Source organism: Phyllobacterium sp., from assembly GCF_037994405.1.
In the GTDB taxonomy this organism is placed as follows: domain Bacteria; phylum Pseudomonadota; class Alphaproteobacteria; order Rhizobiales; family Rhizobiaceae; genus Phyllobacterium.
Map to the genome: position 1 here is coordinate 1 of NZ_JBBNAN010000537.1, position 17,106 is coordinate 17,106.

General features: G+C 57.9%; 16 protein-coding genes and 1 pseudogene. 13 read left to right on the forward strand and 4 right to left on the reverse strand.

What is annotated here, in order from left to right; translation table 11 throughout:
- Window positions 1-53 precede the first annotated feature (53 nt).
- Window positions 54-383, forward strand: a pseudogene (locus AAAC48_RS29680) (YraN family protein); the annotation flags it as partial.
- Window positions 298-1,023: a hypothetical protein gene (locus tag AAAC48_RS29685; RefSeq protein ID WP_340657616.1), complete on the forward strand. Its 726-nt coding sequence runs from the start codon at window positions 298-300 to the stop codon at window positions 1,021-1,023. The pseudogene AAAC48_RS29680 and the gene AAAC48_RS29685, both read left to right, overlap by 86 nt.
- Window positions 1,024-1,151: 128 nt before the next feature.
- Here the strand turns inward: AAAC48_RS29685 and AAAC48_RS29690 are convergent, their stop codons facing one another.
- Window positions 1,152-1,547, reverse strand: a complete 396-nt coding sequence (locus AAAC48_RS29690) for a VOC family protein (protein ID WP_340657617.1) — start codon at window positions 1,545-1,547, stop codon at window positions 1,152-1,154.
- A gap of 350 nt (window positions 1,548-1,897) precedes the next feature.
- Here AAAC48_RS29690 and cysG point away from each other — a divergent pair, with 350 nt between their 5' ends.
- The 7 genes from cysG to AAAC48_RS29725 are packed head-to-tail and all read left to right on the forward strand — an operon-like array spanning window position 1,898 to window position 8,075.
- Entirely contained in the window at window positions 1,898-3,349 is a 1,452-nt protein-coding gene (gene cysG, locus AAAC48_RS29695) for a siroheme synthase CysG (RefSeq protein WP_340657618.1), read from the forward strand.
- An 18-nt stretch (window positions 3,350-3,367) separates the two neighbouring features.
- Window positions 3,368-3,682, forward strand: coding sequence for a DUF2849 domain-containing protein (locus AAAC48_RS29700; RefSeq protein ID WP_340657619.1), 315 nt, complete (start codon window positions 3,368-3,370; stop codon window positions 3,680-3,682).
- A gap of 20 nt (window positions 3,683-3,702) precedes the next feature.
- Complete coding sequence (locus AAAC48_RS29705) at window positions 3,703-5,373, forward strand: nitrite/sulfite reductase (RefSeq protein WP_340657620.1); 1,671 nt, start codon at window positions 3,703-3,705, stop codon at window positions 5,371-5,373.
- Window positions 5,363-6,118, forward strand: a complete 756-nt coding sequence (locus AAAC48_RS29710) for a phosphoadenylyl-sulfate reductase (RefSeq protein WP_340657621.1) — start codon at window positions 5,363-5,365, stop codon at window positions 6,116-6,118. The genes AAAC48_RS29705 and AAAC48_RS29710 overlap by 11 nt, the downstream gene beginning before the upstream one ends.
- Complete coding sequence (locus AAAC48_RS29715) at window positions 6,115-6,651, forward strand: DUF934 domain-containing protein (RefSeq protein WP_340657622.1); 537 nt, start codon at window positions 6,115-6,117, stop codon at window positions 6,649-6,651. Before AAAC48_RS29710 ends, AAAC48_RS29715 begins: the two co-directional genes overlap by 4 nt.
- 40 nt (window positions 6,652-6,691) lie before the next feature.
- Window positions 6,692-7,717: an NAD(P)/FAD-dependent oxidoreductase gene (locus AAAC48_RS29720; protein ID WP_340657623.1), complete on the forward strand. Its 1,026-nt coding sequence runs from the start codon at window positions 6,692-6,694 to the stop codon at window positions 7,715-7,717.
- 10 nt (window positions 7,718-7,727) lie between these two features.
- The gene (locus AAAC48_RS29725) at window positions 7,728-8,075 is read left to right on the forward strand and encodes a 2Fe-2S iron-sulfur cluster-binding protein (protein WP_340657624.1); all 348 of its coding nucleotides are present in this window, start codon (window positions 7,728-7,730) and stop codon (window positions 8,073-8,075) included.
- Between the two features lie 29 nt (window positions 8,076-8,104).
- Here AAAC48_RS29725 and AAAC48_RS29730 read toward each other — a convergent pair whose 3' ends face one another.
- A complete protein-coding gene (locus AAAC48_RS29730) occupies window positions 8,105-8,668 on the reverse strand; it encodes a L,D-transpeptidase (RefSeq protein ID WP_340657625.1) in 564 nt (187 codons plus the stop codon).
- 156 nt (window positions 8,669-8,824) lie between these two features.
- Window positions 8,825-9,763 (reverse strand): nucleoside hydrolase, encoded by a 939-nt coding sequence (locus AAAC48_RS29735; protein ID WP_340657626.1) that lies wholly within the window; start codon window positions 9,761-9,763, stop codon window positions 8,825-8,827.
- A gap of 136 nt (window positions 9,764-9,899) precedes the next feature.
- Between AAAC48_RS29735 and AAAC48_RS29740 the strand changes: the two genes are divergently transcribed.
- Both AAAC48_RS29740 and AAAC48_RS29745 read left to right on the forward strand, forming a co-directional pair.
- Window positions 9,900-10,322: an Hsp20 family protein gene (locus AAAC48_RS29740; RefSeq protein ID WP_340657627.1), complete on the forward strand. Its 423-nt coding sequence runs from the start codon at window positions 9,900-9,902 to the stop codon at window positions 10,320-10,322.
- A 55-nt stretch (window positions 10,323-10,377) separates the two neighbouring features.
- Window positions 10,378-10,635 carry a DUF1150 family protein gene (locus AAAC48_RS29745; protein WP_340657628.1) on the forward strand — a complete coding sequence of 86 codons (258 nt, stop codon included), beginning with the start codon at window positions 10,378-10,380 and terminating at the stop codon, window positions 10,633-10,635.
- 22 nt (window positions 10,636-10,657) lie between these two features.
- Here the strand turns inward: AAAC48_RS29745 and pncB are convergent, their stop codons facing one another.
- Window positions 10,658-11,965, reverse strand: a complete 1,308-nt coding sequence (pncB, locus tag AAAC48_RS29750; protein ID WP_340657629.1) for a nicotinate phosphoribosyltransferase — start codon at window positions 11,963-11,965, stop codon at window positions 10,658-10,660.
- A gap of 288 nt (window positions 11,966-12,253) precedes the next feature.
- On the opposite strand from pncB, the gene AAAC48_RS29755 reads away from it, so the two are divergent.
- Both AAAC48_RS29755 and AAAC48_RS29760 read left to right on the forward strand, forming a co-directional pair.
- Window positions 12,254-13,429, forward strand: a complete 1,176-nt coding sequence (locus tag AAAC48_RS29755; protein WP_340657630.1) for an efflux RND transporter periplasmic adaptor subunit — start codon at window positions 12,254-12,256, stop codon at window positions 13,427-13,429.
- Window positions 13,426-16,566 carry an efflux RND transporter permease subunit gene (locus AAAC48_RS29760; RefSeq protein WP_340657631.1) on the forward strand — a complete coding sequence of 1,047 codons (3,141 nt, stop codon included), beginning with the start codon at window positions 13,426-13,428 and terminating at the stop codon, window positions 16,564-16,566. Before AAAC48_RS29755 ends, AAAC48_RS29760 begins: the two co-directional genes overlap by 4 nt.
- Window positions 16,567-17,106 lie beyond the last annotated feature (540 nt).

A 17,106-nucleotide genomic window follows, 5' to 3' on the forward strand; every position in this document is an offset into this window, starting at 1 on the left:
GGCTCCTGGCAATGAAATGAGCGAAGCGGGCAAGCGACACAAAGGCCTGCCGTCGCGGCCATTCCGCCGAACGCCTTGCTGCCCTCGCCCTTATGTTGAAAGGCTACCGCATTATCGGTCGCCGATAACGGACCAGACTGGGCGAAATCGACCTGATCGCACGGCGGGGCGATGTCGTCGTCATTGTCGAGGTCAAGGCGCGGGCAACGCTCGACCAGGCGATGGACTCGGTCAATGCCCTGACTATGCGCCGGATCGAGACGGCGGCTGACCAGTGGCTCGCCCGCCAGCCGGATCATGCGAGACATTCCTCGCGCTTCGATCTTGTTGCTATCCTGCCCTGGCGCTCACCAGTACACGTGCCCCCAGTCTTTACAAGCTGAGGAGGAAAAACTTGTGAGTGCGCAAGAACCCAACCTCGAAAATCTGCGAAAATCCGCGCTTGCGGGCAACATTAAGGCGTGGCTGGTATTGGCGCTGTTGATCCACGTTCCGGCGTTGACGCCGTATTTCTGGCAGGGCTGGCTCTATCTTGTGGTCTTTGGTAGCTGCGCGCTGTGGGTCACACTCTATTTTCTCAAACACGATCCCGCCCTTGTTGCCAGCAGGCAAAAAGCGGGTGCGGGCGCTGAACGCGAGAAATCACAGAAGTGGATTCAAGGTGTTGCCAGCGTCGTGGGTGGTTTGATGTTTGTGGTACCCGGCATAGAGCGGCATTTCACCGGCCTGCCCTTGCCGGTGTGGACAGTGATACTCGCGGATATTCCTGTGGTTGTCGGATTCTGGATCATTTTCCTGGCGCTCCGGGAAATGGCCATGCATCGAGCATCATCGAAGTCAAATCCGGCCAGAACGTTATCTCGACCGGCCCCTATTCCTTGGTGCGGCACCCGATGTATTTCGGCTGCGTGGTGTTTTTCCTGGCGACGCCGCTTGCACTCGGTTCGCTATGGGCTCTGCCGTTTGCAATCGCACTGGTATTTGTACTGGCTGTTCGACTGCTTGACGAAGAGCGCTATCTGAAAGCAAATCTCAGCGGTTACAGCGCCTATTGTCAAAAGGTGAAATTCCACCTCATTCCCGGTATTTGGTAGGCTGGAAACAAAACTGCCCTCGCGACAGCGACGAGGGCAGCAATCTGTTCCCGAAAATTACTGTGCAGGCTGGTCCATGTGCATTACCTCCCAGACATGTCCATCAATGTCCTGGAAGCTGCATCCATACATAAAGCCCAGATCCATAATTGGCTTCCACGGCTTTGCACCGGCAGCGAGAGCCTTGGCAAGAATATCGTCGACTTCAGCTCGGCTTCCGGCTGATAGCGCAACCAGTACTTCCTGTGCCTTGGTGGCGTCGCTGATATCATTATTGATGAACTCGCGGAAACGGTCCTCTTCAAGGAGCATGGCATAAATGTTTTCCTCGATGATCATGCAGGCAGTCTTGTCGTCGGAAAAATCGGGATTGAAGCTGAAACCAAGGGCGGCAAAGAACGCTTTCGTAGCCTCAATCTTTTTAACAGGCAGGTTCACGAAGATCATGCGCATTGAACGTCTCCTCATTGTTCACAGGTCACCATTATAGAACGAACGAGTTATTTTCGATCCGACATTAGTATCAAGAAAAAAGCTTGCATTTCTCAATTAACCCGATAAGAGTGGTCGTGTATTGGATCGGCCGCTTGTTCGGCCAGAAGCGGATGATCGAGCATGTCTCACTTTGCCTCAAGGGGCGATGGCAGGACGTGCGTCTCTTGGCATCTCATAGAAAGAGAATCCGCTTGCTTCCGCTTTTTCAGAAATTCCATGCTATTGCCCGGGATTCAGCGCACTTCTGTTCCTTATAAAGCTATGCCGGATCATGGATAATCCCCTGAACCATCGGGATTGTATTATTCATGTCCATGCCTGCCGATCAGCTATCTGTCTTTCCAGCCTTTTTCCGCGTGCGCAATGAAGTGCTTGTGGTTATCGGCAATGGCGAGGAAGCGCTGAACAAGGCACGCCTTTTAGGCCAAACCAATGCAACGATCCGTGTTGTTGCCGAAGAGCCTGAACAGGAATTGGCCGACTTCCTCCGGAATGGCGACTATGAACATATCGCAGAAAAATTTGCTCCCAAGCATCTGATCGGCGCAAAACTGGTCTTCGTCGCCACTGGTGACGAAGACCAGGACAGGATGATTGCCGATGAAGCGCGCCGTCAGGCAATTCCGGTCAATGTCGTCGACCGTCCCGACCTATGCGATTTTTTCACCCCTGCCATTGTCAATCGCGCACCACTGGCCATCGCTATCGGTTCGGAAGGTACGGGCCCCGTCCTCACTCAGATGATCCGGGCGCGGATCGACGCCGCTTTCTCGCCCCGCCTTGGCGATCTGGCGCGTCTTGCCAATGCCTATCGTCCGGTGGTCGAGAAGCTGGTGAAGAAGGGTCTGCCGCGCCGCCTGTTCTGGCGCTCGTTCTTTTCCGGCGATGTCGCCAGCAATGTCTACAACAATGATTTTACCGGCGCGCATCGGGCCGCAGCCGCTATCCTGGAACACCAGAATGAACCGAACGGCTACGTTTGGCTGGTCGGTGCCGGTCCTGGCGCAGTAGACCTTCTGACATTGCGCGCCCACCGCGTCCTCATGGAGGCTGATGTCATCGTCTATGATGCACTGGTGCCGGAAACCGTCGTTGCCATGGGCCGCCGCGATGCGACCCGTCTTTCCGTCGGCAAGCGCAAAGGCTGCCACTCCAAGAGCCAGAGCGAGATCAACGATCTGCTCGTCTTGCTTGGCCGCGAAGGCAAGCGTGTTGTGCGCCTCAAGTCTGGCGATCCGCTGGTCTATGGCCGCGCCGGCGAGGAAATGGCTGCGCTGCGCGATGCCGGCATCTCCTTTGAGATCGTTCCCGGCATCACCTCGGCCTTTGCCGCTGCCGCCGACATGCAATTGCCGCTGACCCTGCGTGGGGTCGCATCGTCTCTTGTCTTCACCACGGGTCATGACATGGCAGGCGAAGTGCTGCCTGACTGGGCGCGCCTCGCCATCTCCGGTGCAACGATCGCCGTCTATATGGGCCGCAGCGTTGCCGCTTCCGTAGCCGAGCGGCTGATGCAGGCTGGACTTCATGCCGATACCGGCGTTGCCGTGATCGAGAATGCCGGCCGGCCCGAACGGCGCATGTTCCACGGCACGCTTAATGATCTGCCGGCGCTGGAAGATCGCAGCGATCTCGACGGTCCAGTCATGGTCGTCATTGGCGACGCTGTCGCCGGTGCTGCCATCGACAAGGCCGAGCCGCTTGCTGCCCAGAACAGGAATTCCGTGGCACTGCGCCACCTTGAAACCAATGCTGCCTGAACGCGAAGGATCACGATCATGAGTGTCAAAGTTCTCACCGCAAACCGCCTGACCGATGGTGAAGCCGTATGGCTTGGTGCCAATGGCGAATGGCTGGAGCACATCGACGGAGCACTGATTGCACGTCATGCCGAAGCGGTGAGCGCCCTCGAAGAAGCCGGAAAGGCCGCGATCAAGTCGAACCTCGTGATCGACGTCAACGTGATCGATGTTGAAGAGCGCGGCACAAACCTTTATCCGCTGCGCTTGCGCGAGCGTATCCGCCAGTTCGGCCCCACCATCCGTCTTGATCTCGGCAAGCAGGCTGAAAAGCCCAAAGCAACCGCCGCTTAGTTCTAAAAGGCCTGCACAGAATGTATCGTTACGATGAGTTTGATCACGCGTTTGTTTCTGCCCGCGTTGAACAGTTCAAGGATCAGGTCGAGCGCCGTCTTGCCGGCGAATTGACGGAAGACCAGTTCCGCCCCTTGCGGTTGATGAACGGTGTCTATCTGCAGCTGCATGCCTATATGCTGCGCGTCGCCATTCCCTACGGCACGCTCTCCAGCCGGCAGATGCGCAAACTCGCCCATATTGCCCGCCACTATGATCGCGGTTATGGCCATTTCACCACGCGCCAGAACCTGCAGTACAACTGGCCGGCGCTGAAGGATATGCCAAAGGTCCTCGACGAACTGGCGTCGGTCGAGATGCACGCGCTGCAAACCTCCGGCAATTGCATACGCAACGTGACCGCCGATCATTTCGCCGGTGCTGCGGCAGACGAGGTCGCCGATCCGCGCCCCTACGCGGAAATCCTGCGCCAGTGGTCGTCGATGCACCCGGAATTTTCCTATCTGCCGCGCAAGTTCAAGATTGCCGTGACCGGCGCCGAGCGTGATCGTGCTGCCATTCAGGTGCACGATATCGGCCTGCATCTGAAGAAGAACAAGGCGGGCGAGCTCGGCTTTGCCGTCTATGTCGGCGGTGGCCAGGGCCGCACGCCGATGGTTGCCAAGAAGATTCGCGATTTTCTCCCTGTCGAGGATTTGCTGTCCTACACGACGGCGATCATGCGCGTGTACAATCTTAATGGCCGCCGCGACAACAAGTACAAGGCGCGCATCAAGATCCTCGTGCACGAAACCGGCACGGAAGAACTGACACGTCAGGTTGAAGCCGAATGGCGCGTGCTGAAGGAAACCGACCTGAAGCTGCCGCAAAAGGATGTCGACGCCATCGACAGCTATTTCGCGCCGCCAAGCCTTCCGCAGCGCCCGGAAGGCTGGTCCGGGCTTGCAGCTGCGCGCAAGGCTGATCACGCCTTCTCCACGTGGGTCGACCAGAATGTGACGCCGCACAAGAACCCGGATTACGGCGTCGTTACCATTTCGCTGAAGCCGATTGGCGGCATCCCTGGCGATGCAACCGATGCGCAGATGGACCTGGTTGCCGATATCGCCGAGAAATTCTCGCAAGACGAGATCCGCGTCAGCCATGAGCAGAACCTGGTCCTGCCGCATGTGGCGATAGCCGATCTGCGCATCGTCTATGACCTATTGTTGACCGACGGCCTCGCAACGGCGAATGCCGGATTGATCACCGATATCATCGCCTGCCCCGGCCTTGATTATTGCGCACTTGCCAACGCGCGGTCGATCCCGGTGGCTCAGCGTATCTCGGAACGCTTCGGCAAGCCGGAACGTCAGGCGGATATTGGTGAGCTCAAGATCAAGATTTCCGGCTGCATCAATGCCTGCGGACATCACCATGTCGGCCATATCGGCATTCTCGGCGTTGAGAAGAAGGGCGAGGAACTTTACCAGATCTCGCTCGGCGGTTCCGGTGATGAAATCTGCACCGTCGGTGACATCACCGGGCGCGGTTTCTCCTCGGAAGAGATTGTTGATGCAGTCGAAACCATCGTTGACCGCTATCTCGAAATCCGCACCGACAAGGAAGAAACCTTCCTTGCCACCTACCGGCGTGTGGGCGCTGCACCGTTCAAGGATGCGCTCTATAGCGAGGCTGCAAATGCTGCTTGAGTTCAACGAGAAAACCGTAGCGGACGAGGCGCGCGCGCTCGAAGCCCGTTACGGCAATCTCGAACCATTGGATGTGATCGAGCTTGTTATCGGCCACCTGTTCAACGAGGAAATCGCCGTGGTTTCCTCGTTCGGGGCGGAATCGTCGGTCCTGCTGCACATGATCGCGCAGGTAGACCGTGCGACGCCCGTACTATTTCTCGAGACCGGCAAGCATTTTCCGGCGACCCTGCGCTATCGCGACCAGCTCGTCGGCGATCTTGGTCTGACGGATGTGCATGATATCCATCCGCTGAAGCAGAGCCTGAAGGAGGAGGATCCGTTCGGCGCGCTGTCGATGACCAACAAGGACCGCTGCTGCTATATCCGCAAGGTCGAACCGATGGCGCGCGCCGTCGCGCCTTACCGGGCGTGGATGACTGGACGCAAGCAGTTCCAGGCCTCGACCCGTACGGCTTTGCCGGTGTTCGAGTCTGTGGGCGAGCGTGTTCGAATCAATCCGCTGGCCCACTGGACCTCGACCGATCTCAAGGCCTATATGACCGCGCATGAACTGCCGCCACATCCGCTGGTTGCCGAAGGCTACCGGTCGATCGGCTGCATGCCGTGCACGCAGCCGGTCAAGGAAGGTGAGGATGACCGCGCCGGCCGCTGGGCAGGTACGGATAAGACCGAATGCGGCATTCACCTCACGGGCCTTACTGATCAATTGAGCAATATTTCTCTGACGGATTCGAATTTATGAGCGACATTTCCGAAAAGCCTTCCGGAGAACTCTGGGGCCGCGAAGGGTTCCGCGAGGACCCCTATATCACAGCCGAGACGCTGGAAGAGGCTGGCGATGCGCCGGCCGTCATCCTGCCGCTCGCCGTATGGCTGGGTCTGGAAGAAGATGTTCGTAACGCCACCAATCGCAAGATTGGCGTTGCGGTGGCCCCAGGCGAAAGCATCGAGCCGCTTCTGCCATTGCTGGATACAATTCCGGTAATTGCTTTGCAGTTTCCCGCGTTCAACGATGGCCGGTCCTATTCGAAAGCCGAAATGCTCAAGAGCCAGCACCAGTTCAAGGGAGAATTGCGCGCGGTGGGTGATGTTTTGATCGACCAGGTAGCCTATATGCTGCGGACCGGCTTCGACACGCTGAAGGTTACCCATGCGGTGACGCTGACCCGGCTTGCCGACCATAATTTGCACGATACGCCGGTCTATTACCAGCCCGGCAGGGGCTCGCACACAACGCCCGGAACCTATAGCTGGCGCCGTGTTCCGGGAGCCTGATCCCTCTTAAGACTTCACGACATTTACTGGAAAGCACCATATGTCCGATATTATTGAAACAGACGTGGTTATTGTTGGCGCCGGCCCGGTGGGCCTCTTTGCCGTTTTCGAACTCGGCCTGCTCGATCTGCGCGCGCATGTAATCGATATTCTCGACCGTCCCGGCGGCCAGTGCGCCGAACTTTATCCCGAAAAGCCGATCTACGATATTCCGGGCCTCCCAGAGGTCACCGGTCAGGCCCTGACGGACAATCTCCTGAAGCAGATTGCGCCATTCGATCCGCAGTTCCATTTCTCGACGATGGTTACCGCGCTTGAGAAGCTTGAAGACGGTCGTTTTCGCGTCGAGACCGATGCGGATGAAGTGTTCATCACGAAGGTCATTGTTATCGCCGCAGGCGGTGGTTCCTTCCAGCCGAAGCGTCCTCCCGTACCGGAAATCGAACTCTATGAGGGCACCAGCGTCCACTACGCCGTGCGCAAGATCGAAGCCTTCCACGGCCATGATGTGGTGATTGTCGGCGGCGGCGATTCGGCACTCGACTGGACGCTCAATCTGGAGCCGGTGGCAAAGTCTGTCACGCTCGTTCATCGTCGTCCGGAATTTCGCGCGGCGCCCGATAGCGTCAACAAGATGTGGGCGCTGGAAAAGGAAGGCCGTGTCAAGTTCCGCATGGGCCAGGTCGGCAGTCTCGAAGGCGCAGACGGGCAATTGTCCAAGGTCATCCTAAAGGGCGCGGAAGGCGAGGAAGTGCTTGAAGCCGGTCGCTTGCTGCCGTTCTTCGGCCTGACCATGAAGCTCGGACCGATCGCCGATTGGGGTCTCAATCTCGATCAGAACCTGATCGCGGTGGACACCGAGAAATTCGAAACGTCGGAGCCTGGAATTTTCGCCATCGGCGATATCAATACCTATCCTGGCAAGCTGAAGCTGATCCTGTCCGGCTTCCACGAGGCGGCACTGATGTCCCAGGCGGCAAAACGCATCGTCGCCCCTGGCGAACGGATCATTTTCCAGTATACGACGTCCTCCACCTCCCTGCAGAAGAAACTGAAGGCGGCATAGGTACAACCTGATGAGATCAGAATCCCTCTACATAAACGTCACCGATCAGCACGGCAAACGCCATACGCTGGAAGCCCTCGAGGGTTTCCGCGTCATGGAGGTCATTCGCGATTGGGGCCTCGACATCAAAGCTGAGTGCGGCGGCGCGTGCGCCTGCGGTACTTGCCATGTCTATGTCGATCAGGATTGGACGGAAAAGCTCTACGGGCCGCAGGACGAGGAAATCGACCAGCTCGACGTGACCTTTCACGTCGAGGACAATTCCCGGCTTTCCTGCCAGCTGATCATGACCGAGGAACTGAACGGCCTCGAAATTACGCTCGCGCCGGATACGCAGCGCGACAGCGTCGCGGCCTAGGGTCAGGACCTGTTAACCTGCTCCTGACCCTAGATCACAACGACGCGTGCCCCGAGCGGCACGCGGGCGTAGAGATCCACGACATGTTCATTGACCATGCGGATGCAGCCATTGGATACCGCGCGTCCGATACTCCAGGGCTCGGTCGTCCCATGAATGCGATAGTAGGTGTCGCGGCCATTGCGGTAAAGATAAAGCGCGCGGGCACCCAGTGGATTGCCCCGCCCACCCGCAACGCCATCAGCATAGCGCGCATATTTCTCCGGCTGGCGCCGGATCATGTTCTTGGTCGGCATCCAACGCGGCCATTTTTCCTTGCGGCCGATTTTGGCGGCGCCATGGAAGGCGCGGCCCGCGCGCCCGACGCCAACACCGTAGCGCAGCGCCGTTAACTCATCCTCGATCAGGTAGAGAAACCGGCCGCGTGGATCGATTACGACAGTCCCGGCGGAATAGGATGAATCGAACGAAACATATTGCGGCTGAAATATCGGATCGATGACGAAAGGTTTCTTCTTTGGCATCGCCAGTGCAGCCTGCGGCGCCAGCCCCGCTGCAAGAAGACCTGTCAGAACAACACGCCGTGTCAGCATAGTAACCCCCAAGTTTTCCTGCTGTCCGCCGATCGGACACTACTCTCTTGGGGTGATCTTGTCTGAAAATTACTGATCGATGGTTTACGCAGGCTCACCTTTTCGTGATGCAACAAGGGGATAGGTCCGGTGTTGCGTCTCACCGGACCACGCAGATCAACGCAGTCGCGCCACACGCTCGATGAGCAGATCAAAGAACGCTTCATCGTCCACATCGCGAATATAGAAGGCATTCCTTGGACGGTCGGTGACGCCCCACCAGTCAACCACGGTCATGCCGAGGGTCAGTTCATTGGTGGTGTCAACCGTTACATTGCAATGCCTGCCGCCATAGAGCTCCGGCTTCAGCAGATAGGCGATCACATTCGGATCGTGCAGCGGCCCGCCATCACTGCCATATTTCTCCTCGTCGAACCGCTCGAAGAACTCAAGGAGAGCAACCGAGGCATCGCCGGACTTGGTTCCCATCGCACGGAAGCGGTCGACACGCTTTGCGGTCGTCAGTGCCTTGTGGGTCACATCCAGCGGCAGGATGGTCACTGGGACGCCCGACTGCAGCACAATCTGCGCCGCCTGCGGATCGACATAGATATTGAATTCCGCCGTCGGCGTGACGTTGCCGCCCTCGAAGAACCCGCCGCCCATCAGGACGATCTCGCGAATTCGGGTACTCAGTTCCGGCGCACGAATCAGCACATGGGCGATGTTGGTGAGAGGTCCGAGTGCGCAAAGGGTGACGCTTCCCGGCTCCTCGTTCCGCAGTTTCTCGATGATGAAATCGACAGCATGCTGCGCCTGCAGCGGCATTGCCGGCTTGGGCAGATCGGGACCATCAAGTCCCGTCTTGCCGTGCACGTGCTCGGCGGTAATCAGCGGACGCATCAGTGGACGATCGGCTCCAGCAAAGACCTTCGCGTCAGCGCGGCCAGCCAGTTCGCAGATCTTCCGTGCGTTCAACTCCGTCAGAGCCAGGGGCACATTGCCGGCAACTGCTGTGATGCCAAGCACGTCCAGTTCAGGGCTGGCAAAAGCCAGAAGGATAGCCAGGGCGTCATCCTGGCCCGGATCTGTATCGATGATGATTCTACGCGTCATTTCTTACTTTCTCTTGACCGAATTTCAGCACTCTCTTGAACTCTGAGGTTCTATCGACCATATCAAAGAGCAGGAAGCGAAATGCTGTTCGATCACGGGTTTTGCTTTTAGGTCGCTTTTCTCAAGGACTGCACAAATGACACGAATGACACCGTTTTCAAGCCCTTTGTTGCTTGGGTTCGACTCGATGGAAAAGACGCTGGAGCGTATTGCGAAATCCGGCGACGGCTATCCGCCTTACAATATCGAGCGCATCCGCGGCAAAAATGAGTGTGAGCAGCTTCGAATTGTTCTCGCCGTTGCGGGTTTCTCCAATGACGACCTCGAAGTGACCACAGAAGACAATCAACTGGTCATTCGCGGCAGGCAGGCCGATGAGGGCGAGCGTGAATATCTACACCGTGGCATTGCTGCGCGCCAGTTTCAGCGCATCTTTGTTCTTGCCGATGGAATGCGCGTGAGCGCCGCCACTCTTAAGAATGGGCTTCTGTCGATCGACCTCGACCGGCCGGAACCCGAACGATTGGTCAAACGCATCAACATTGCGGTACAGGACTGATCGTAGCTCTAGCAGGACAGGGCTTGGAATAGACTGTCCGAATATGGAGGCTGATATGCAAAACTCTGTTCACAAGCATCTTCTGAGCGAAGTCGAATTCGCGCGTCTTGGCGCCGGACAGGTAGCCTATATGCGCAAGGTAAAAACTGATGACCTCGCCCAAAGTTTTCCGGCGCTTCCGCCGATGACCCCGGGTGTCGAACTCTGGGCGCTGTTTGCCGCCAATGGCGATCCTATCGTGCTTTCCGATGAACGCGACAACGTGCTCGTCGGCGCACAGGAGCACGAATTGCGCACCGTGATGCTGCAGTAAGAAACGATCAAAATCGTGTGGTTCAGACCTTGACGGCCTGTTCCACACGGTCTTCCGCTCCAAACACTTCCAGATAGCGTTTGATTTCCGCCGGATCGCCGGTGGCTTTCTTCGGGTTGTCGGAAAGCTTGACCGCCGGGCGGCCGTTTGCCTCACTGACTTTGCAGACCAATGAAATCGCGTTCAACTGATCGTTGTAGCGCGGCGCACAATCTTCGAAATCATTGGTGAGGTTGGTTCCCCAACCAAAACTCATCCGCACCTTACCCTTGAAGTGATGGTAGGTCTCCTCGATCGTGTCCACGTCGAGCCCATCCGAAAATACCAGCAGCTTCTCGCGCGGGTCCTTGCCTTTCGACCGCCACCAGGCAAGGATTTTCTCACCGCCCTCGATCGGCGGCGCGCTGTCGGGCCGGAAGCCTGTCCAGTCGGCCACCCAGTCCGGTGCATCGCGCAGAAACGCGGCTGTGCCGAAGGAATCCGGCAAAACGATGAGCAAATTGCCGCCATAATAGCGGTTCCAGTCCTGCAGGACCGTATAGGGAGATTTCAGCAGTTCCGCCTTGGTCGTGCTGAGCGCGGCCAACACCATTGGCAGCTCATGCGCGTTGGTACCGAGCGCTTCCAGATCATTGTCCATCGCCATCAGCACGTTGCTTGTGCCGGTAAAGGCCTGGCCAATGCCTTCCTTCAGCGCTTCCACACACCAGCGCTGCCAGAGGAAGGAATGGCGCCGACGCGTGCCGAAGTCGGAAATCCGGATATCGGGGAGGGTGCGCAGCCGCTCTACCTTCGACCACATCTTCGCCTTGGCGCGGGCATAAAGAACGTCGAGCTCGAACCGCCCCATCTTTTTCATGGCAGCGCGTGAGCGAAGTTCATTGATTATCGTCAGGGCCGGGATCTCCCACAGGGTGGTATACATCCACGGTCCGTAGAAATTCAGTTCGTACTGCCAGTCTCGTCTTGTCAGCTCATATTCAGGCAACTGGAAATTCGACAGCCATTCTAGAAAATCCGGCTCGAAAATCTGCCGTTTGCCGTAGAAGGTGTTACCGCCGAGCCAGATCATCTCCTTCTTGGAGAAACGGATCGTGCGGGCGTGGTCGAGCTGTTCCCTGAGTTCCTGTTCGTCGATCTCGTCGGTAAGGCGGACCCGGGTCGTGCGATTGATAAGAGTGAACGTTGCATCCACTTTCGGATAGACGCCCCAGATCATCTGGAGCATCAGCAGTTTATAGAAATCCGTATCGAGCAGGCTGCGGACGATTGGATCGAGCTTCCATGTGTGGTTGAACACGCGCCGTGCGATATCAGTCTTGGTCGCCATTGACTGCTTTCCTTGCGAATTTTCCGCCAGTCATGTTGCACGGCAACACCGTGTCATCAAGCGGAGCCTCGGCTATTCGGCCAAATTCGGCAGGCAATGCCATTTTACCGCTTCCATTAAATCTTTGTAACCTCACCGAATTGTCATTAACGGCGGCATGAAACCACTTTATTCTAAATCCAAATCACCTGTTCGCGCTGGGACGCGCGGTGAGTTGCAATCGATTTTGACGCTGGCTCTGCTTTGTGTGCGGGACCGGCGTTTTGGAGTGACTGGGAAAGGCTCTAGATGAAGGTCTGGAAACAACTGGCTCTGGCTTTGCTCATTCTGGCTGCCGCAGGAGCCTGCTGGCTGTATTTCTTTCCGGGTTCGAATGATCTTCTGAAGAAAGCTGGCATTGACCGAGGCGCCACAGCCGCAACTGAGCCGGCAGGTGCGACGGGCAAAGGCCAGAAGCGCAACGGGCAGGCCCTGCCGCTGGTTGTCGTTCGCACAGCGGCAGAAGCCAAGATCAACGACAAACTGTCGGCGATCGGCACTGGCAAGGCAAAAAGCTCTGTTTCCGTAACGCCCTACGCCGCCGGGCGCATGACCGAGATCCTTGTCACTTCGGGCAGTCACGTCATGGCCGGCGATGTCATTGCTCGCCTCGACTCCGAGGCGGAAGTCATCATCGCCGACAAGGCGCGCACGGTCTTGAAGGATGCGCAGACCAAGTTGAAGCGCGCAGAGAACCTTTCAACAACCAACACCGTGTCCGCCGTCCAGGTTGCCGATGCGGAACTGGCCGTTGAGAATGCCGGCCTGGACCTTCGTGAGGCAGAGCTGGCGCTCGATCGCCGCGCCATCAAGGCGCCGATCAGCGGGATTGTCGGCATCCTGCCGATCAATGCGGGCAACTACATAACGACGACGACGCAGGTTGCGACGATCGATGACCGGTCGGAGTTGCTCGTGGATTTCTGGGTGCCTGAGCGTTTCGCCCCTTCCATTGCAATCGGCGCCGCTGTCTCGGCAACGTCGATCGCGCGACCCGGGGAAACCTTCAAGGGCGAAATCAGCGCCATCGACAACCGCGTCGATTCAGCGAGCCGCACCCTGCATGTACAGGCGAAGATCACCAACCCGAAGGATACATTACGCGAAGGCATGGCATTCAAGGTTTCGATTGGCTTTGCGGGCGAAAAATATCCGACAGTTGATCCGCTCGCCATCCAGTGGGGCACTGAAGGTGCTTATGTCTGGAAGATCGCTGAAAACAAGGCAACACGTGTGCCAGTACGAATTGTCCAGCGAAACACCACCAATGTACTGGTTGATGCCGACATAAGGCCCGGTGACCGGATCGTCGTGGAAGGCGTGCAGTCCGTCCGGCAGGATGGTCTGGTGCAGATCAAGGGACAGCCGGCGCCCCAGGATAAAACAGATGCTAGTCCACTGGCCTCCGTTGGCGAGCAGGGCTGAACGCCATGAGCACGTCGAGCGGTCAGGCTGATTTTACCGCCCTTTTCATTCGCCGCCCTGTCCTGGCGCTGGTTCTGAATGCCCTGATCGTTGTCGCGGGACTTGCGGCGATTTACGGCGTCGATGTGCGCGAATTACCGGATGTCGATCGGCCCGTGGTCACGGTCTCTACGGACTTCCAGTCCGCAGCTGCCGAGACGGTGGACCGCGAATTGACCTCGGCCATCGAAGGCGCGGTTTCGCGCGTTTCCGGCGTTAAATCCATTTCGTCCAGCTCGTCATTCGGTACGAGCCGTGTCACCGTCGAATTCAATGATGGCGTTGACCTCAATGTTGCCGCCGCTGACATGCGTGACGCCATCAGCCGCATCACCAACACATTGCCGGACGAAGCTGATCCGCCGCGTATCGTCAAGGCGGACGCCAATTCCGATGCGGTCATGCGCCTTGCCGTCACGTCCGATACTATGGCGGTGGAGGATATGACGGTTCTCGTCGAGGATCAGATCGAGGACGTGCTCGCCTCGGTCCCCGGCGTTGCCGACGTGCAGGTCAATGGCAATCGCAGCAAGATATTCCGCATCGATATCGATCAGGGCAAGCTTTCAAGTCTCGGCATGAACGTGGCTGATGTTCGCACGGCCCTTAATACAATGGCCTTCGATACGCCGGCGGGGCAGCTCAACAGTAACGATCAAAGCATTGTGGTACGGGCCCAGGCCCCCGTGGCGACGCCGGAAGATTTCGAAAACATTATCATCAAGGGTCAGACCAGGATCCGCGATGTGGCGACCGTGACACTTGGTCCCGACATCGGCACGTCCTCACTGCGGGCCAATGGCAAGACTGGTATAGGCCTTGGCATTATCCGCCAGGCCCAGTCCAACACGCTCGACATTTCGAAAGGCGTGCGCGCGGCCGTCGTGCAGTTGCAGAAGACCCTGCCGGAAGGCGTCGATATTCGCGTGACCAGCGATGATGCAGATTTCATCAACGGTGCCGTGCACGAAGTGGAGATTGCGCTCGCGGCCTCTGTCTTCATCATCATTCTCATCATCTATCTTTTCCTCTGGGATATTCGCGCAACCCTCATTCCCGCTGTCAGCATGCCGGTTGCGTTGATCGGAACGGTCTCGGCCATCTATCTCGCCGGTTTCTCGATCAATATCCTGACGCTGCTGGCCCTTGTGCTGGCGACGGGTCTGGTCGTCGATGACGCGATCGTCGTACTTGAAAACATTGTGCGCAGGCGCAACCAGGGCATGGGCCCGCGCGCCGCTGCTGTGCTGGGCACACAGGAGGTGTTCTTCGCGGTCGTGGCAACCACGGTGACGCTTGCCGCCGTCTTCGTGCCGCTCTCTTTCCTCCCAGGCCAGACCGGCGGCCTCTTCCGCGAATTCGGTTTCGTCCTCGCTATCTGCGTGCTTCTGTCCGCGGTCGTTGCATTGACGCTTTGCCCGATGCTGGCCTCACGCCTGCTGGGCGCGAGTGAAGCCAAACACCAGAACGTCGCCCATGCGCCTGGTCTCGTCGGTCGCGTTGGCGGCTGGTTCGGTGGCCTCTATCACCGCATGCTGCATGCCTGCCTTGCCGCACCTTGGATCGTCGTGGTGGTTTCGCTGTTGTTTGCCGGCGCGGCATTCGGCGCGTTCTCCTTGCTGAAGCAGGAATTGACCCCGACAGAGGATCGGGCATCGGCCTTCCTGCGCATCACAGCGCCGCAGGGCGTGAGCCTCGACTACCTCAGTGAGGAGATGCGCCAGATCGAGACATTGATCCAGCCACTACGCGATGCTGGCGAGATCCAGAATACCTTTTCCATCGCCGGGCAGAATGGCAATACCAATCGCGGCTTCATGGTCCTCAGCCTCGCGACATGGAAGGAACGCGAGCGGAGCCAGCAGGAGATCATCACCGACGTTTCGAAACGCGTTCGCAACATTCCTGGCATTCAGGTGTTTGCCGCCCAGCCAAATTCACTCGGCATTCGGGGTGCGGGCAATGGCCTGCAATTCGCCGTTGTGGGTACGAGTTATGCCGACCTTGGCACGACGGCCGCAAAAATCGTCTCAGAGCTCGAGAAGGACCCCCGATTCGATCGGCCGCGCCTGACCAACGAGCCCACGCAACCGCAACTGGCAGTTTCGATCGATCGTGAGCGCGCCTCGGACCTTGGCATCGACATCACCGGCCTTGCCCAGGCGCTGCAATCGGTGCTCGACGGCTACAAAGTCGGCTCCGTCTATATCGAAGACCGCAGTTTCGACGTCAAACTCGTGGCGACCACCAATCCGATCAACGATCCGACGGATTTGGAGAATGTTTTCCTGCGTACCGGCGATGGGCGTTTCGTTCCGATGTCGACGATCGCAAGGTTGACGGAAGTCGCCGTGCCACCAGCGCTGACCCGTGAACAGCAGATGCGCTCGGTCGCTATCACGTCGGGTCTAAGTCCCAACTTTGCGCTCGGCGATGCCTACAAAGTGGTACGGGAGGTTGCGGCGCCGTTGCTTCCCGCCGGTTACCGGATCATTCCTCTGGCTGAAGCGGCGACGCTCGGCGAAAACTCGGCCAGCATGATCACAACATTTGGCTTCGCCCTTCTGATTATACTCCTTGTTCTGGCCGCCCAGTTCGAGAGTTTCATCAGCGCCGTTATCGTGATGGCCACGGTGCCGCTCGGCCTGGCCTGCGCGGTCTACGCCATGCTGCTGACGGGCACCACCATGAACGTTTATAGCCAGATCGGGCTGGTGCTGCTTGTCGGCATCATGGCCAAGAATGGTATCCTGATCGTCGAATTCGCCAATCATCTGCGCGATCAGGGCAGGAACGTTCGCGATGCGATCGATGAAGCCTCGAATATCCGCCTGCGCCCGGTTGTGATGACCATGCTGTGCGCCATCCTTGGCGGCGTACCGCTGGTTCTAGCCAGCGGTGCGGGCGCTGAAGCGCGTATTGCGCTCGGTTGGGTGATCGTCGGAGGTCTCGGCATGGCCACCGCCTCAACGCTGTTCCTGACGCCGGTTGCTTATCTGCTGTTGGCTGGTTTCTCCAAACCCAAGGCTGAAGAAGAGGCACGGGTCAATCGCGAGCTGCTGGAAGTCAAATCGCAGCCGCCCCTCGCAGCTGAATAGCACCGTTCGAGGCATTCAGCTGGAATGGATGGTCCAATTTCCCGCGATTCATCAAAGCCCCAGACTTTCGTATTATTGACGGCGTTCCACCAATTCAGGAGGTTGCTGTGGGAGGAACCCGCCAAATTCTTTTGTACAACCGCATGATGTCGCCTCCCTGATCAGGTGACTCACCGGTCGATGATTTATGCATACGAACGATTTTTGCGAATGGCATTTTTTATTTATTCTTGGGAGGAAATCATGGCTTCGCACCGAGCGCCGTTGGCCGCCTTGGTGGTTGTATCGTACTGGCAGGTTGCAACGGATCAAACAATGTTGCTGAGGCAGGCGATACATCAGGAACGTTTGCCGAGCGCCAGGAGGGCACGCTCCACTATCTTATGTCGGATCTCAGCTCCAACGCCCTGTATACCCGTGCCGGTGGCTCCGCAATACTCAACCGCGCCAATATTGGCGGCATCACGTTGCGGCGCCAACATCGCGTCCATTCTCTCTCACTACCAAGGTTACGGTCCGGCTTTTGCCGGGATAATTTTC

Excerpts from the sequence above, each read along its gene's own strand:
- AAAC48_RS29685 (WP_340657616.1), top strand. The coding sequence starts at position 298 with ATGCGAGACATTCCTCGCGCTTCGATCTTGTTGCTATCCTGCCCTGGC.
- AAAC48_RS29690 (WP_340657617.1), bottom strand. The coding sequence starts at position 1,547 with ATGCGCATGATCTTCGTGAACCTGCCTGTTAAAAAGATTGAGGCTACG.
- cysG (WP_340657618.1), top strand. The coding sequence starts at position 1,898 with ATGTCCATGCCTGCCGATCAGCTATCTGTCTTTCCAGCCTTTTTCCGC.
- AAAC48_RS29700 (WP_340657619.1), top strand. The coding sequence starts at position 3,368 with ATGAGTGTCAAAGTTCTCACCGCAAACCGCCTGACCGATGGTGAAGCC.
- AAAC48_RS29705 (WP_340657620.1), top strand. The coding sequence starts at position 3,703 with ATGTATCGTTACGATGAGTTTGATCACGCGTTTGTTTCTGCCCGCGTT.
- AAAC48_RS29710 (WP_340657621.1), top strand. The coding sequence starts at position 5,363 with ATGCTGCTTGAGTTCAACGAGAAAACCGTAGCGGACGAGGCGCGCGCG.
- AAAC48_RS29715 (WP_340657622.1), top strand. The coding sequence starts at position 6,115 with ATGAGCGACATTTCCGAAAAGCCTTCCGGAGAACTCTGGGGCCGCGAA.
- AAAC48_RS29720 (WP_340657623.1), top strand. The coding sequence starts at position 6,692 with ATGTCCGATATTATTGAAACAGACGTGGTTATTGTTGGCGCCGGCCCG.
- AAAC48_RS29725 (WP_340657624.1), top strand. The coding sequence starts at position 7,728 with ATGAGATCAGAATCCCTCTACATAAACGTCACCGATCAGCACGGCAAA.
- AAAC48_RS29730 (WP_340657625.1), bottom strand. The coding sequence starts at position 8,668 with ATGCTGACACGGCGTGTTGTTCTGACAGGTCTTCTTGCAGCGGGGCTG.
- AAAC48_RS29735 (WP_340657626.1), bottom strand. The coding sequence starts at position 9,763 with ATGACGCGTAGAATCATCATCGATACAGATCCGGGCCAGGATGACGCC.
- AAAC48_RS29740 (WP_340657627.1), top strand. The coding sequence starts at position 9,900 with ATGACACGAATGACACCGTTTTCAAGCCCTTTGTTGCTTGGGTTCGAC.
- AAAC48_RS29745 (WP_340657628.1), top strand. The coding sequence starts at position 10,378 with ATGCAAAACTCTGTTCACAAGCATCTTCTGAGCGAAGTCGAATTCGCG.
- pncB (WP_340657629.1), bottom strand. The coding sequence starts at position 11,965 with ATGGCGACCAAGACTGATATCGCACGGCGCGTGTTCAACCACACATGG.
- AAAC48_RS29755 (WP_340657630.1), top strand. The coding sequence starts at position 12,254 with ATGAAGGTCTGGAAACAACTGGCTCTGGCTTTGCTCATTCTGGCTGCC.